Source organism: Actinoplanes sp. NPDC089786 (assembly GCF_040684855.1).
Lineage (GTDB): Bacteria > Actinomycetota > Actinomycetes > Mycobacteriales > Micromonosporaceae > Actinoplanes.
This window is the reverse complement of the sequence record NZ_JBFBGU010000017.1, coordinates 110,997-125,603: the sequence shown is the minus strand read 5'-3', so window position 1 is coordinate 125,603 and position 14,607 is coordinate 110,997. Positions and strand designations below refer to the sequence as shown.

Genomic DNA, 14,607 nt, shown 5'->3' with positions numbered 1-14,607 from the left:
GGAGCGCACCCGGCGGCCGCGCCGGAGATCGAGAGCGCGCTCACAGTGGTGGGCCGTGACGGCCAACCATTCGGCACGAAAGCACACCCGCGACTAGCCTGGCCAGATGGCGTCCGAACAACTGCTTTCCGCGCTGTCCCAACGTGTTCTGGTCGCCGACGGGGCGATGGGCACGATGCTGCAGGCCGCGGACCTCAGCGTCGAGGACGACTTCCAGGGCCTCGAGGGGTGTAACGAGATTCTCAACGTCACCCGGCCGGACGTGATCCGCGGCGTGCACGAGGCCTATCTCGCCGCCGGGGCCGACTGCGTCGAGACCAACACTTTCGGTGCGAACGCCAGCAACCTCGGCGACTACGACATTCAAGACAGGATCCGCGAGCTGTCGGAGGCGGGCGCAAGGATCGCGCGGGCGGCGGCCGATCAGTTCACGACCGCCGGGCAGCCCAGGTACGTGCTGGGCTCGGTCGGCCCGGGTACGAAGCTGCCGACGCTCGGCCACACCTCGTACCGAAGCCTTCGTGACGCCTATCACGAGACCGCCGCCGGCCTGATCCTCGGCGGCGCCGACGCCGTGCTCATCGAGACCTGCCAGGACCTGCTGCAGACCAAGGCGGCCGTGGTCGGCGCCCACCGGGCGATGGCCGAGATCGGCGCCAAGGTGCCGCTGATCGCCCACGTGACCGTGGAGACGACCGGCACGATGCTGCTGGGCAGCGAGATCGGCGCCGCGCTGACCGCCCTGGAGCCGCTGGGCATCGACCTGATCGGGCTCAACTGCGCTACCGGCCCGGCCGAGATGACCGAACACCTGCGGTTCCTTTCGCAGAATGCCCGCGTACCCCTCTCGGTCATGCCCAACGCGGGCCTGCCGGTCCTCGCCGCCGGCGGCGCCTACTACCCCTTGACCCCCGACGAACTCGCGGAGGCGCTCGGGCGGTTCGTGCGCGACTACGGCGTCTCGCTGGTCGGCGGCTGCTGCGGGACGACGCCGGAGCACATCGCCAAGGTGGTCGAGGCGGTGCGAGGCGCTTCGGCCGGTGCGCGTACGCCGGAGCACGCGCCCGGCGTGTCGTCGATCTACCACGAGTCGCCGTTCCGGCAGGACGCCGGCGTGCTGATGATCGGCGAGCGGACCAACGCGAACGGCTCCAAGGCGTTCCGCGAGCCGATGCTGGCCGGCGACTGGCCGGCCTGTGTGGAGATCGCCCGAGGCCAGGCCCGCGACGGCTCCCACCTGCTCGACCTGTGCGTCGACTACGTCGGCCGCGACGGTACGCAGGACATGCGCGAGCTGGCCGGCCGGTTCGCCACCGCGTCCACGCTGCCGATCATGCTCGACTCGACCGAGCCGCAGGTGATCGAGGCCGGGCTCGAGATGCTGGGCGGCCGCTGCGTGGTCAACTCGGTGAACTACGAGGACGGCGACGGTCCGGGCTCCCGGTTCGCCCGGATCATGCCGATCGTCAAGGAGCACGGCGCCGCGGTGGTCGCGCTGACCATCGACGAGGAGGGCCAGGCCCGCACGGCGGAGTGGAAGGTACGCGTCGCCGCACGGCTGATCGACGCGCTGACCAGCGACTGGGGCCTGAACCGGGCCGACATCCTGGTTGACGCGCTGACCTTCCCGATCGCCACCGGCCAGGAGGAGACCCGCCGCGACGCGCTGGAGACGATCGACGCGATCCGCCGGATCAGCGAGCTCTACCCGGGCGTCAACTTCACCCTGGGCGTCTCGAACGTGTCGTTCGGCCTCAACCCGGCCGCCCGCCAGGTGCTCAACTCGGTCTTCCTGCACGAGTGCGTCCAGGCCGGGATGACCAGTGCCATCGTGCACGCCAGCAAGATCCTGCCGATGTCGCGCATCCCCGACGAGCAGCGTGAGGTCGCGCTCGACATGGTCTACGACCGGCGGCGCGAGGGGTACGACCCGCTGCACCGGTTCATGGCCCTGTTCGAGGGTGTCGACGTGGCGTCGGCCCGGGAGACCCGGGCCCAGGAACTGGCCGGGCTGCCGCTGGACGAGCGGCTCAAGCGGCGCATCATCGACGGCGAGCGCAACGGCCTGGAGGCCGACCTCGACGCGGCCCTGGCGGTCGGTCCGGCGCTGGCCATCGTCAACGACGTGCTGCTCGACGGCATGAAGACGGTCGGTGAGCTGTTCGGCTCGGGCCAGATGCAGCTGCCGTTCGTGCTCCAGTCGGCCGAGGTGATGAAGGCCGCGGTCGCCTACCTCGAGCCGCACATGGAGAAGAACGAGGACGAGGCCGGCAAGGGCCGCATCGTGCTGGCCACGGTCAAGGGCGACGTGCACGACATCGGCAAGAACCTGGTCGACATCATCCTCAGCAACAACGGCTACGAGGTCGTCAACATCGGCATCAAACAGCCGGTCAACGCGATCATCGAGGCGGCCGAGGAACATCGCGCCGACGCCATCGGCATGTCCGGGCTGCTGGTCAAGAGCACGGTGGTGATGAAGGAGAACCTTCAGGAGATCGCGGCGCGGGGCCTGGCCGGCCGCTACCCGGTGATGCTCGGCGGGGCGGCGCTGACCCGGTCGTACGTCGAAGACGATCTTCGTTCCGCGTACGCCGGTGAGGTGCACTACGCACGGGACGCGTTCGAGGGGCTGTCCCTGATGGACAAGGTGATGACGGCCAAGCGGGGCGGCGCCGCGGTGATCGACCCCGAACGTGAGGCGGCGCTGGCGGCCCGCCGGGCGCGGCGCGAACGGCAGCGGGCCATGGTGACCGAGAACCTGCCGCCGCTCGACGACACCTCGGTGCGGTCGGACGTGGCGACCGGCGTCGCGATCCCCGAGCCGCCGTTCTTCGGCAGCCGGGTGATCAAGGGGGTGCCGCTGGCCGACTACGCGTCACTGCTGGACGAGCGGGCCACGTTCCTCGGGCAGTGGGGGCTGAAGGGGTCGCGCGGCGGCCAGGGCCCGTCCTACGAGGAGCTGGTCGAGACCGAGGGCCGGCCGCGGCTGCGCTACTGGCTCGACCGCCTGATCGCCGACCAGGTGCTCGAGGCGTCGGTGGTCTACGGCTATTTCCCGGCGTACGCGGAGGGCAACACGCTCGTCGTCCTCGACGAGAACGGCGCCACGGAACGGGCCCGGTTCACCTTCCCGCGGCAGCGGCAGGAACGCCGGCTGTGCCTGGCCGACTTCTTCGCCCCGCGTACCCGGGGTGAGCTTGATGTTGTGGCCCTGCAGCTGGTGACCGTGGGTCAGCCGGTCAGCGAATACACCGCGAAGCTGTTCGCGGCCGACGAATACCGCGACTACCTCGAGGTGCACGGCCTGTCGGTGCAGCTCACCGAGGCGCTGGCCGAATATTGGCACCGCCGGGTGCGCTCCGAGCTGGTCTTCGCCGACGGCACGACGGTCGCCACGGGTGACCCGGCCGACCTGGCCGGCATCCTGAAGAACGACTACCGCGGGTGCCGCTACGCCTTCGGCTACCCGGCCTGCCCCGACCTGGAAGACCGCGCCAAGCTGACCGGCCTGCTCGACGCCGCCCGCATCGGCGTCACCCTCTCCGAGGAGTTCCAGCTGACCCCCGAACAATCCACCGACGCGATCATCGTGCACCACCCGGACGCGAACTACTTCAACGCAAAGTAGGTTCCCATGCTGGTCATCGACACCGATCCCGGTGTGGACGACGCGTTCGCGCTGGCTCTGGGGGCGGCGCATCCCGACCATGAGCTGCGGCTCGTGACGACGACCTACGGGAACGTGCCGGGGGAGATGGCCGCGGCGAACGCGTTGCGGGTGCTGGAGTTGTGCGGGCGGGCGGACCTTCCCGTGGCCCGGGGCGCTGACGGGCCGCTGGCCGGGCACAGTCTGAGCGCGGCCAAGCACGCCCACGGTGCGGACGGGCTGGGCGGGCAGGCGGCCCGGCTGCCGGTGCGCACCCGGCCGGTCGAGCCCGGGCCAGCGGTCACCGTGCTGGCCGAGACGCTGCTGGCCGCCGGCGAACCGGTGACCGTGGTCGCGCTGGGGCCGTTGACCAACCTCGCCACCCTGCTCGCCGCGCATCCCGCGGCCGCCGGACGGATCGGGCGCCTGGTCGTGATGGGCGGCGGCTTCCGCGAGGGCAACATGACGGCGAGCGCCGAGTTCAACATCTGGTGCGACCCGGAGGCCGCCCGCCAGGTCCTCGTCGGCTCGGACCTGCCGACCACGCTGGTGCCGCTCGACCTCACCCACCGGGCCGGCGTCACCGAGGAGTGGATGACCGCGCTCGGCGCGACCGGCCGGGTCGGCTCCACACTGGCCACCATCGCGGCCGGCAACTGGGCGTTCTACGAGCGGATCCTCGGCGAGCGGCGGCTGATCGTCCACGACCTGTTCGCCGTGGCCGAGGCGGTCTGGCCGGGCAGCCTGCGTACCGAACGGGTCTGGGTCGATGTGGAGAACGGCCACGGGCCGGCGCGCGGGGCCACCATCGCCGACCGTCGCCGGTTCCACTCCAGCCCGCGCGAGGGCCGCGAGATCGACGTGGCGGTCGACCTCGACGCGCCGGCCCTCCACGAGCGCATCCTCAACCGCTTCCGCACCGCGTGACCCGGCTCAGGAGATCGCGATGATCGTCAAGGCCAGGCCGTAGGCGGCGATGGCCAGGTGCAGGCCGGTCCAGAGCGAGTGCAGGCGGATGCGGTGGAGGCGGGGGAACTCGGCGTAGTGCTTCTGGCGGTTCTCGTCGAGGTTGTCGTCGTCGGCCAGGGCGCCCAGTTTCTTGAGGGTCCTGGTCAGGGCGCGGGCCTGGTTGAGGTGATAGGTCGCGCGCTCGTGGTACTTGGCGGAGATGATCGCGCCGAACCCGCCGATCAGCGCGATCAGCACACCGAGCGGAATCGTCGTCCGCGCGAACTTCTGCTGGATGATCAGGCCACTGAGGGCCGCCGCGATCACCAGCACGAAGTTGGTCATCATGGCCCGCTGATTCTCCGACTGACGAAACTGCTGGCGATGCTCGTTCCAGTAGGAGAGCACCACATCCGAAGAATCCTTCACTCTGTCCCTTCCCGATCCCACGGCGATTCAGCGCTGATCAAGACCGTCCTTCAGGAGTTCCACATCGGTCTTCGGCAGCACGGGTACGACGGTAGGCTGCCGGGGTGATGTTCGACCGGCGGGGCACGGGCGAGGGCCCGATCGCGGCGTTCCGGGCCTGGTGGCCGGCCGCGGGAACCGCGGTCGGTCGCCGAACGCCGGCTGCCGGCCGTGAGTGAGTCGGAGGCCCGGGCCCACATCGACCGCTTCAACGCCGCGGTGCTCACCGGCGACTGGGCCGAGCTGGTGGCGACCCTGCACCCGGACGCCACCATGACCTTCGTCGGCCCGCCGGTCGGTCCGTTCCACGGGCGCGACGCGATCGCCTCGGCGTACGCGGAGAATCCGCCCGACGACACGATGCGCCCGCGCGAGGTGACCGCCACCGGCGCCACCGAGGTCGTGACGTTCGAGTGGACGCGCGGCGGCACCGGCACCCTGACCATCACCCGCGACGCCGGCCTGATCAGGTCGCTACTGATCGTGTTCGACTAACCGAGGAGTTTGTCGAGCTTGGTGAAGCTCGAGCTCCAGCCCTCGCGGGCCATGCCCTCGACGTCGTCGGGGTAGGGGCCCTGGATCAGGACCACACGGGTACGCCCGCCCTCCTCGTCGTGGAACTCGACGCTCAGGCGTATGCCGTTCGCCTCGCCGACCAGGAGCTGGTTCTCGATCACCTCGAGGAACGTGGCCTCGACCCGTGACGTCTGCGCCGGGTCGTCGTCGCTGACCATGGTCAGGCGCTGGTGGCCGCCGGTCACCGGGTCGATCGACACGCTGTCGCGCGGCACCGACCAGCCGACCGCGCCGAACCACGCGGCGAGCTGGTCGGGGTCGACGAACGCGCGGTAGACCAGCGCGCGCGGCGCGTCGAAGACGCGGGTGATCACGAGGTCGGCCACCGAAAGATCTCCTCAGACCTTGGAGGGCATGCGCCGGTGCAGTTCCGCGAGCAGCGTACGGGGCCCGGGGGACATGAGTCCGATGTCGACCAGGTACGAGTCGCCGCGCCGCCGGGGCCGCCGTCCGGGACCGGGCAGCTCGGTGACCGCCTCGGGGCCGGCCGGCGTGACGACCAGCTCGGTGAAGACCCCGCGGTGCCGCAGCCCGATGGCGGCCACGCCCGACCACGGGATGGCGATGCCGCGCCGGCCGGTGGCCGCGAACTCCAGGCCGTGCACCGAGCTGTGCAGCCACCCGAACCGGTTCCAGGCGACCAGGATGACCAGGCAGGCGATGACCGTCGGCACGACGATCAGGCTCTCCGCGATGGAGGCGATGTCGGCGGCGGCCGGGCGTACGCCGAAGAGCAGCGCGACCAGCACCCAGAGGCCGCGGCAGACCGCCCAGGCGATCGCGCTCACCCACAGCATGGTCACGAAGACGATGCCCCGCGGCTGGAAGAAGCTGGTCGCGTCCTCGGCCGGGCCGATCACCGGGTGCTCTCGCTCCATCCTGGCATTATGCCCGGTTTGTCGCTTCGGCACGGGTGATGCGCCATCATGATCACATGACGGTGGTGAGGGTGAGCGTGACGCATCCCTGGTTCCCGGACGTGGTCGCGCAGTTCGACGCGTACCGGCAGCACTACGGCGCGAACCCGGCGCCCGAGGCGACCGCGGAGTGGATCCGCGACCAGCTGATCACCGACCGGCTGCGGCTGTTCGCGGCCGGACACGGCGACGTGGTCCGGGGCATGCTGACCGTGTCCGTCGTACCCGCGTCGCTGACCCTGCGCACCATCTGGATGATCCGCGACCTCTACGTCGACCCGGCCGCCCGCCGCGCCGGGCTGGCCCGCGAGCTGCTCGCGCACGTCTCCGAGGCGGCCCGCGAGGAGGGCGCGCACCGGCTGGCGCTGCAGACCGAGCCCGACAACATCAGAGCCATCCAGCTGTACGTCTCGGCCGGCTTCCAACCGGTGACCGAGGTGGTGAACTGGGCTCGCGTCCTCTGACGGCTACGATTCGCGCGTGGATGCTTCGCACGTCGCCGCTGACCTGGAGTCTGTGCTGCTGACCGAGGACCAGATCCGCGACCGGGTGTACGCCCTGGCGGGTCAGCTGGCGGCCGACTACGCCGGGCGGACGCCGGTGCTGGTCGGCGTGCTGGCGGGCGCGGCGACGTTCACCGTCGACCTGGCCCGCGCCTACCCCGGCCAGGTCGAGATCGGCTGGATGGCGATCAAGTCCTACAGCACCCGCAACCGGGCGTCCGGCTCCGTACGCCTGCTCAAGGATCTTGATCTCGACATCGAGGGCCGCGACGTCATCATCTGTGAGGGCGTCATCGACACCGGGCTGACGATGAACTGGCTGATCGGCAACCTGCGCCAGCGGCAGCCGCGCTCGCTGGCCGTGTGCGCGCTGATGCGGCGGCCGGACACGCCCCAGTTCGGGGACACGCCGGCCTACATCGGCTTCGACGTCCAGCCCGGCCTGATCGTCGGCTACGGCCTCGACTACCGCGGCCACTACCGCAACCTGAGCTGCGCCGCGGTGCTCGCGCCGCACGCCCAGGGAGCGGTCACCGCCCGCTGACCCGCCGGAAACTACCGGGACTCGGGGGCGACGGACGGGCCGCCGAAGACGACCGGGACGCCGGGGGAGTAGAGGACGCTTGCCGGACGGCCGGTCGGGGCGGGCAGGCCGGTCGCGGCGATCAGGGACTCGTCGCAGCGCAGCAGGTCGGCGCGGTGCAGGGGCCAGGTCGGATGGTCGTTGGGCAGGTGGACCGTGCGGCCCCAGGCGCGGGTGTGCAGGCCCCAGCGCGCGGTCAGGAAGTGTTCCAGCGGGGTGGGGGAGACGATCGCGGCGCCACGCCGGACCGCGAAGGACGAGGTGGCATCGCGGCGCTTGCTGGCGTACTCGAAGGTGTCGTTCTCGCGCCGCAGGCTCATCCGGGCCCAGCGGTAGGGCAGGCGCAGCGTGGCCTGCGCGGTCAGCACCGGGATCAGGCGTTCCGCGTCGAGTGAGAGGAAGACGACCGCGCGGCGGCCCAGGGCGTCGACGCTGTAGAGGCGGACGTTGGTCTCGCAGAAGGTGCCCAGGTAGGGCAGGCCGGGACCACGCAGCGGCCCGAGACCGACCATCCGGAAGCCGATCAGCCCGACGTAGGTGACGCCGTCCAGCGTGTCGGGGCGGGTGCCCGGCGGCAGGAACGGCGCAACGACCGCCGGGTCGGCCGGCCAGTGCAGGAAGGCCAGGTCACGCCACTGCTGGACCAGCCACGGGCGGCGGACCGGCCGGGTCGTCAGCGGCGTGACCTCTTCGATGTTCAGCGCCGCACCTGCGACATGTCGGGGTAGCGGTCGCCGGCCGCGGGGGCGATCGCGCTCAGCCGGTCGAGTTGCGACGGCGTCAGGGTCAGCGCGTCGGCGGCGGCGTTCTCCTCGAGCCGGGACACCCGCTTGGTCCCGGGGATCGGGGCGATGTCGTCACCCTGCGCGAGCAGCCACGCCAGCGCCACCTGGGCCGGGGTCGCCTCGGCCTCGACCGCCACCTCGCGCACGCTGCGCACGATGTCCAGGTTCTTGGTGAAGTTCTCGCCGGTGAACCGCGGGTTGTCGCGGCGGAAGTCGTCGGCGTCGAAGTCGTCGGGCGACGTGATGTGGCCGGTCAGGAAACCGCGGCCGAGCGGCGAGTAGGGCACCAGACCGATGCCGAGCTCACGCAGCGTGTCGAGCACGCCGTCCTCGGGGTCGCGGGTCCACAGCGAGTACTCCGACTGGAGCGCGGTGATCGGGTGCACGGCGTGGGCGCGGCGGATGGTCTCCGGCGCCGCCTCGGACAGGCCGAGGTGCCGGACCTTGCCCGCCTGCACGAACTCGGCCATCGCGCCGACGCTGTCCTCGATCGGCACGGTCGGGTCGACCCGGTGCAGGTAGTACAGGTCGATGTGGTCGGTGCCGAGCCGGCGCAGCGAGCCGTCGATCGCGGCCCGGGCGTTGTCCGGGTGCCCGTCGACGATCCGGCCGGCGGCGTCCGGTGTGCCGCGGCCGATGTGTGACATCAGCCCGAACTTGGTGGCCAGCACCACCTCGTCGCGGCGCCCGGCGATCGCCCGGCCGACCAGCTCCTCGTTGGTGAACGGGCCGTAGCGCTCGGCCGTGTCGACGAAGGTGACGCCCAGGTCGAGGGCGCGGTGCAGGGTGCGGATCGACTCCGCCTCGTCGGTGCCCTTGCCGGTGTAGAACGCGGACATCCCCATGCAACCGAGCCCGATGCGGGAGACGTCGAGCCCCGCCAGCGATACCTGCCTCATGAAGGAAACCTACCGCTCATCAGGGCCGCTCATCAGGGACCGAGCTCCCACATCAGGCGGTAGTAGGCGATGCGCTCGGGGTCGGGGTCGATCTCGTAGGCGGCGAAGAACACGCCCTGCCAGCCGGGGCCGAAGTTCCAGTCGAGGCTCCACGACGCGATGGCCAGGTCGGCCCAGCGGTCGGCGACGCCCAGCGTGGCCAGGTCGACGTGGCCGGCCCAGCGACCGTCGTCGTCGACCAGCGTGTTCGGGGCGCACGCGTCGCCGTGGCAGACCACCAGGTGGTCGATCGGCGGCCGGTCCATCGCCTGCACCAGCGCCTCGGCCACGGTCAGGTGGCGGTAGTCGGCGTGCCACCGGGCCACGTCGATCAGCCCGCGGGCGAAGCGGTCCTCGGCCGACGCCAGCCGGCTCTCCACCGACCAGGTGAACGGGCACTGGTCGACCGGCAGACGGTCGTGCAGGGCGCGCAGCCCGCGGCCGATCGCGACGACGGCCGGCGCCGGGTCGGCCAGCCAGCGGGCGTCGACGGCGTTGCCGCCGGGCAGGGCCGCGGTGTGCAGCCAGGTTCCGGTGTGGTCGCTTCCGGCGGCCAGGACGTGGGGCACCGGGGTGAAGCGCTGGGCCCACGCCAGCCGCTCGGCCTCCCGGGCCAGCGGCAGCCCGCTGCCCGCCGGGGCGAACTTGACGAAGCTCCGCGCGTACTCGTCATCGATCTCGAAGGTCGTCCCACCGAGCACATTGACCCAGACCGGGCGCAACGGGCGCCCGGCCGCGAGGACGCGCACCGCCTCGGGCACAGCGATGTCCGTCTTCAGTTCGCCCGACAGCAGCATGAAGCACCCCGATCCGGTGATGATCCGCGTCCGGCCCTTACACGTATCGTGGAACACCCCGGTCCCGCCACCCCTCGGAGGACCCTTATGCCGGTCCCGAACGGCCGACGTCCCGCCCTGCTGGTCGCAATGGTGACCGCCTTGGTGGGATTGGGCTGCGTGTCGGCCCCCGACCAGCCCGGCGCGGCCCCGCCCGAGCCTGATGAGACACCGGTCACAACAGCCTCCGCCGGCGCCGACGCCGACGGCACCGACACCCCCGAGGAGTTCAAGGGCGACATCGGTGATGCGACCAAGATCGCCGAGGAGTACTGGGCAGGGGTCTTCAAGCAGAGCGGGATCCGGTTCGAGCCGGTGAACCGGGTGATCGCCTACGAGCGGGAGGGCGAGGTCGACTGCGGCGGCCAGCCGCTCGGGCTGAACAACGCGGCCTACTGCTCCGACGGCGACTTCATCGCCTACGACGTCAACTGGGCCTTCGCCGCGTTCCAGCAGGTCGGCGACGCGTTCATCTTCTACCTGCTCGGCCACGAGTACGCGCACGCGATCCAGTTGCGGCTGGGCATCCAGAAACAGTTCACGATCCAGCAGGAGCTGCAGGCCGACTGCATGGCCGGCGCCTACATCGGCGACATGGAACGGCAGAAGCGGCTGAGCCTGCAGGACGACGACACCGAGGAGCTGGCCGCCGGGCTGGAGGCGGTCGGCGACGAGCCCGGGCAGCCGTGGTTCGCGGAGGGCTCGCACGGCTCGGCCAAGCAGCGCACCCAGGCGTTCGCCAACGGTTATCGCGATTCGCTGGAGCCCTGCAACCTGTCGTGAACCGCGGGTGGGCGAGAATGGTCGTTCACGCGCTCTTCTGGAGGCCGGCCCTGACTGCACTACTTCCCGCCGCGGTGCTCTTCGACATGGACGGCACGCTGGTCGACAGCGAACGAGTCTGGGACGTCGCCCTGCGCGAGCTGGCCACCCTCGCCGGGGGTGAGCTCTCGCTCGAGGCGCGGCACGCGATGATCGGCAGCAACATGGGCCGCACCATGCAGATCATGCGCGACGACCTGGGCCAGCCCGACCGGCCCGAGGCGCCGGATGTCGCGTGGCTCACCGACCGCGTCTTCGAGCTGTTCGCCGACGGGCTGGTGTGGCGCCCCGGCGCCTACGAGCTGCTCCGGGCCGTGCGCGACGCCGGGCTGCCGACCGCGCTGGTGACCTCGACCGGCCGCCGGCTGGTCGAGGTGGCGCTGCGCACGATCGGCCGCGAGAACTTCGACGCGATCGTGGTCGGCGACGAGGTCAAGGCACCCAAACCCGACCCTGAGCCCTACCGGACGGCCGCCGAGCTGCTCGGCGTGCCGATCGAGCGCTGCGTGGCGATCGAGGACAGCCCGGTCGGCATCGCCAGCGCCGTGGCGGCGGGGGCCGCGGTGCTCGCCATTCCGGCCGAACTGGAGCTGCCGCCGACCGACGGCGTGCACCTGCGCTCGACGCTCGAAGGCATCGGCCCCGCCTATCTCGCGACCCTGCTCGCGGCCTGACATCACATCGCCTCCCCGTGCGCCGGAACCTCGGCCCGCGGGGATGAGTCTTGTCCGCCGACGGGTCGTTGTCGTCTGACCGTGGTCAGAGATTTCGGCTCTGCCGTCATCGTGACGCTTGACTGACGTCACGGATGACGTCATAGTGGTGGCATGGACCTGACGCCGTACCTCGAAACGCTCCGCGCCGATCTCGCCGCGGCCGCCGCGCCCGGTGGGAGCGACACCGCGCGGGCGGCCGAGCTGCTCAGCCACTCGCTCGACGCGTCCGCCCGGCTGGCGCTCCTCGAGGCGCTGTCCGACGCGGCCGCCGAGATCACCACCCGGCTGCCCGACTCGTCGGTCGAGGTCCGGCTCCGGGGCCGCGAGGCCGACCTGGTGGTGACCACGACGGCAGTGGCCGAGACCGAGCCGGCCCACGTGCCGCCGGCCGCCGCCGAGGGTGACCTCACCCGGCTCACCCTGCGCATGCCCGAGGCGCTGAAGACCCAGGTCGAGCTGACCGCCGCCGCCGAGGGCATCTCGGTCAACGCCTGGCTGGTCCGGGCGGTCACGCTGGCCGTCCAGCGCCCGGCCGGCCCGCCGCCGAACCGGCCCGGCAAACGCATCACCGGCTTCGCCCAAGCCTGACCAACCCCTTCCTTCCGGTACGTGAGGAGAGTTCGCCATGCCCGAATTCGACCGTTCCACCCCCGTCACCGTGGCCCTGAAGGTGCCCTCGGGCCGGGTCGACATCACCGCCGAGGACCGGCTCACCGTGGTCGCCGACGTGCAGCCGATGGACGGCAGCGAGGCGTCCCGCCAGGCCGCCGAGAACACCCAGGTCACCCTGGACGGCGACACGCTGATCATCCGGGCGCCCGAGCAGCACGGCTGGGGCTTCCGGCGCACCGGCAAGCTGCGGGTGACCGTGCGCGTGCCGCCGGACAGCTCGCTGGCCTGCGACCTGGCCTCGGCCGACCTCACCGCGACCGGCCGCTACGGCACCGCCCAGGTCAAGCTGGCCTCCGGCGACCTCCGCCTGGGCGACGTCACCGCCGACGCCGTGCTGGAGTCGTCGAGCGGCGACCTCACCGTCGGGCAGGTCGGCGGATCGCTGCGGATCAACACCGCGTCGGGCGACCAGCGCGCCGGTGACGTCATCGGTGACGTCAAGGCCGAGGCGGCGTCCGGGGACATCCAGATCCACGGCGTCGGTGGCTCGGCCACGGTCAAGGTCGCGTCCGGTGACATCAAGGTCGGCCTGCTGCGCGCCGGTGAGGCCCGGCTCAGCGCGGCCTCCGGTGACGTGCGGGTCGGCGTCCTGGCCGGCACCGGTGTCTGGCTCGACGTGAGCACGGCCGCCGGCCGCACCCGCAACGAGCTGGCCATGGGCGCCGACGCCCCCGGCGCCACCGCCGCGTCCACCGGCGCCCAGCTCGAGCTGCGCATCCGCACCGCGAGCGGCGACATCGACATCCGCCGGGTCACCGACTCGACCTCCAAGCTGGCGGCCTGACCATGAGCCGCCTGACCATGAGCGGCCTGACCGTGAGCGGCCTGATCACGAGCGCTCGCCAGGACCGCGACCCGCCCGCAGCACGCCTCGGGCACCGGGTCCTGACCTCTCGCCGCGCGAGCAGGCGTCACCGGCCGGGACGCTATCCGCTGGCCCGCGGCCCGACGCTCGGGTGACCGCATCGACCGCCCGCTTCCCGTTGTCGGGGGAGCGGGCGGTCGGTCAGTCGGCCGTGCTCAGCAGGTCTTCGGGCGGGGCGCTGGGCTCGGGGGCACGCTCGGGATAGGGCGGGGGAGTGCCGCCGAACTCGGGACACCGGGCCTGATGGCTGCACCAGCCGCACAGCTTGCTCGGCTTGGCCCGGAAGTCTTTGTCTTCCTTGGCGCGCTCGATCGCCTGGGACAGCGCGACCAGCGTGCGTTCGAACCGCTCCAGCTCCTCGGCGTCGGGGCTGTAGTCGCAGACCTCCTGATCCTTCAGATAGAGCAGGCGCAGAACCCTCGGAACGACCCCGCGGGTACGCCAGAGCACGAGCGCGTAGAACTTCAGCTGGAACAGCGCCCGCCCCTCGAACGCCTCTCGTGGCGCCCCACCGGTCTTGTAGTCGACCACCCGCAGATCGCCGCCGGGCGACACGTCGAGCCGGTCGATGTATCCCCGGATCAGCAGTTGATCGTCGACCAACGTGGACACCAGCGCTTCCCGCTCGGCCGGTTCGAGCCGCGACGGGTCCTCGACCTCGAAGTAGCCGCCCAGCAGGCCCTCGGCGCTGGCGAAGAACGCTTCGAGCCGCCCATCGGCGTCAAGCGGCATTCCGTCGAGCATCGGCTCCGCAGGCGCGGCGTCGGTGGCGGTCGAGGAGGCGGCGGGGGGCTCGATCTGGTCGAACAGCGTGGCGAGCACCGGTTCCTCGTCGACCAGGCGCAGCCATTGCGGCTCGATCAGCGCGGCCGCCGCCCCGGGCGTGCGTTCCAGCGGGGGCAGGTCGAACAACCGCTCGAGCACCGCGTGCACCAGCGTTCCGCGGACCTGGTCGGGAGTGGGCTGCTCGGGCAGCCGGTCGATGGTGCGGAAGCGGAACAGCAGCGGGCACGTCTTGAAATCGGCTGCCCGCGAAGGCGACAACGACGGGCCCGCGAACGTGGTCGCAGTCCCGGAGGATTCGGTCACCGTCATGCGACAAGGCTATCGGCCGGGTATGACAGAAATTCGCGCGGCAAGGCCTTGAAAAAGGGCGACCCCGCACGCAGGTGGAGCGAAGCGACCCTCGGCGGGAGCGACGGTCTGCACCACCCACCGACCTACGACCTCAAGCACTTGATTTTGATCTTCGTCCTCTTCCGTACCATCGAACCCGTGGATGACCGAGCTGAACAGCCTCGTCGCTCCGGGCGGGTGGTTGGCCGCGTG

Annotated in this window: 17 protein-coding genes; 10 read left to right on the top strand and 7 right to left on the bottom strand. The window is 71.3% G+C overall.

All coding sequences use genetic code 11. The features are described 5' to 3' along the window. The first annotated feature begins 106 nt into the window (after positions 1 to 106). Both metH and AB0O15_RS34655 read left to right on the top strand, forming a co-directional pair. Positions 107 to 3,631: a methionine synthase gene (gene metH / locus AB0O15_RS34660; RefSeq protein WP_364327626.1), complete on the top strand. Its 3,525-nt coding sequence runs from the start codon at positions 107 to 109 to the stop codon at positions 3,629 to 3,631. Positions 3,632 to 3,637: 6 nt separating this feature from the next. Next, entirely contained in the window at positions 3,638 to 4,576 is a 939-nt protein-coding gene (locus AB0O15_RS34655) for a nucleoside hydrolase (protein WP_364327623.1), read from the top strand. 6 nt (positions 4,577 to 4,582) lie between these two features. On the opposite strand, the gene AB0O15_RS34650 is transcribed toward AB0O15_RS34655, so the two are convergent. After that, positions 4,583 to 5,026 carry a hypothetical protein gene (locus AB0O15_RS34650; RefSeq protein ID WP_364327620.1) on the bottom strand — a complete coding sequence of 148 codons (444 nt, stop codon included), beginning with the start codon at positions 5,024 to 5,026 and terminating at the stop codon, positions 4,583 to 4,585. Between the two features lie 210 nt (positions 5,027 to 5,236). On the opposite strand from AB0O15_RS34650, the gene AB0O15_RS34645 reads away from it, so the two are divergent. After that, complete coding sequence (locus AB0O15_RS34645; protein ID WP_364327617.1) at positions 5,237 to 5,560, top strand: nuclear transport factor 2 family protein; 324 nt, start codon at positions 5,237 to 5,239, stop codon at positions 5,558 to 5,560. Here the strand turns inward: AB0O15_RS34645 and AB0O15_RS34640 are convergent. After that, complete coding sequence (locus tag AB0O15_RS34640) at positions 5,557 to 5,967, bottom strand: SRPBCC domain-containing protein (RefSeq protein WP_364327614.1); 411 nt, start codon at positions 5,965 to 5,967, stop codon at positions 5,557 to 5,559. The two genes, AB0O15_RS34645 and AB0O15_RS34640, sit on opposite strands and share 4 nt — an antisense overlap. A gap of 12 nt (positions 5,968 to 5,979) precedes the next feature. Continuing rightward, positions 5,980 to 6,519, bottom strand: a complete 540-nt coding sequence (locus tag AB0O15_RS34635; protein WP_364327611.1) for a hypothetical protein — start codon at positions 6,517 to 6,519, stop codon at positions 5,980 to 5,982. Between the two features lie 56 nt (positions 6,520 to 6,575). Here AB0O15_RS34635 and AB0O15_RS34630 point away from each other — a divergent pair, with 56 nt between their 5' ends. Together AB0O15_RS34630 and hpt are read left to right on the top strand one after the other, a co-directional pair. Then, positions 6,576 to 7,022 carry a GNAT family N-acetyltransferase gene (locus AB0O15_RS34630; protein WP_364327608.1) on the top strand — a complete coding sequence of 149 codons (447 nt, stop codon included), beginning with the start codon at positions 6,576 to 6,578 and terminating at the stop codon, positions 7,020 to 7,022. A gap of 16 nt (positions 7,023 to 7,038) precedes the next feature. Further along, positions 7,039 to 7,605: a hypoxanthine phosphoribosyltransferase gene (gene hpt / locus AB0O15_RS34625; protein ID WP_364327606.1), complete on the top strand. Its 567-nt coding sequence runs from the start codon at positions 7,039 to 7,041 to the stop codon at positions 7,603 to 7,605. Positions 7,606 to 7,616: 11 nt separating this feature from the next. On the opposite strand, the gene AB0O15_RS34620 is transcribed toward hpt, so the two are convergent. Genes AB0O15_RS34620 through AB0O15_RS34610 form a run of 3 tightly spaced genes read right to left on the bottom strand, consistent with a single transcriptional unit; the run spans position 7,617 to position 10,164 of the window. Continuing rightward, positions 7,617 to 8,291: a DUF2071 domain-containing protein gene (locus tag AB0O15_RS34620; RefSeq protein WP_364327843.1), complete on the bottom strand. Its 675-nt coding sequence runs from the start codon at positions 8,289 to 8,291 to the stop codon at positions 7,617 to 7,619. Positions 8,292 to 8,341: 50 nt separating this feature from the next. Further along, positions 8,342 to 9,328, bottom strand: a complete 987-nt coding sequence (locus AB0O15_RS34615) for an aldo/keto reductase (protein WP_364327603.1) — start codon at positions 9,326 to 9,328, stop codon at positions 8,342 to 8,344. A 32-nt stretch (positions 9,329 to 9,360) separates the two neighbouring features. Further along, complete coding sequence (locus AB0O15_RS34610) at positions 9,361 to 10,164, bottom strand: aminoglycoside 3'-phosphotransferase (protein WP_364327600.1); 804 nt, start codon at positions 10,162 to 10,164, stop codon at positions 9,361 to 9,363. 87 nt (positions 10,165 to 10,251) lie between these two features. On the opposite strand from AB0O15_RS34610, the gene AB0O15_RS34605 reads away from it, so the two are divergent. From AB0O15_RS34605 to AB0O15_RS34585, 5 genes are all read left to right on the top strand, one after another. Next, a complete protein-coding gene (locus tag AB0O15_RS34605) occupies positions 10,252 to 10,986 on the top strand; it encodes a neutral zinc metallopeptidase (RefSeq protein WP_364327597.1) in 735 nt (244 codons plus the stop codon). Between the two features lie 17 nt (positions 10,987 to 11,003). Beyond that, positions 11,004 to 11,699 (top strand): HAD family phosphatase, encoded by a 696-nt coding sequence (locus AB0O15_RS34600; RefSeq protein ID WP_364327594.1) that lies wholly within the window; start codon positions 11,004 to 11,006, stop codon positions 11,697 to 11,699. 153 nt (positions 11,700 to 11,852) lie between these two features. Then, positions 11,853 to 12,329: a toxin-antitoxin system HicB family antitoxin gene (locus tag AB0O15_RS34595; RefSeq protein WP_364327591.1), complete on the top strand. Its 477-nt coding sequence runs from the start codon at positions 11,853 to 11,855 to the stop codon at positions 12,327 to 12,329. A gap of 37 nt (positions 12,330 to 12,366) precedes the next feature. Next, complete coding sequence (locus tag AB0O15_RS34590) at positions 12,367 to 13,197, top strand: DUF4097 family beta strand repeat-containing protein (RefSeq protein WP_364327588.1); 831 nt, start codon at positions 12,367 to 12,369, stop codon at positions 13,195 to 13,197. Between the two features lie 2 nt (positions 13,198 to 13,199). Beyond that, positions 13,200 to 13,373 (top strand): hypothetical protein, encoded by a 174-nt coding sequence (locus AB0O15_RS34585; RefSeq protein WP_364327585.1) that lies wholly within the window; start codon positions 13,200 to 13,202, stop codon positions 13,371 to 13,373. Positions 13,374 to 13,419: 46 nt separating this feature from the next. Here AB0O15_RS34585 and AB0O15_RS34580 read toward each other — a convergent pair whose 3' ends face one another. Next, positions 13,420 to 14,373: a PD-(D/E)XK nuclease family protein gene (locus AB0O15_RS34580; RefSeq protein WP_364327582.1), complete on the bottom strand. Its 954-nt coding sequence runs from the start codon at positions 14,371 to 14,373 to the stop codon at positions 13,420 to 13,422. Positions 14,374 to 14,607: the final 234 nt, after the last annotated feature.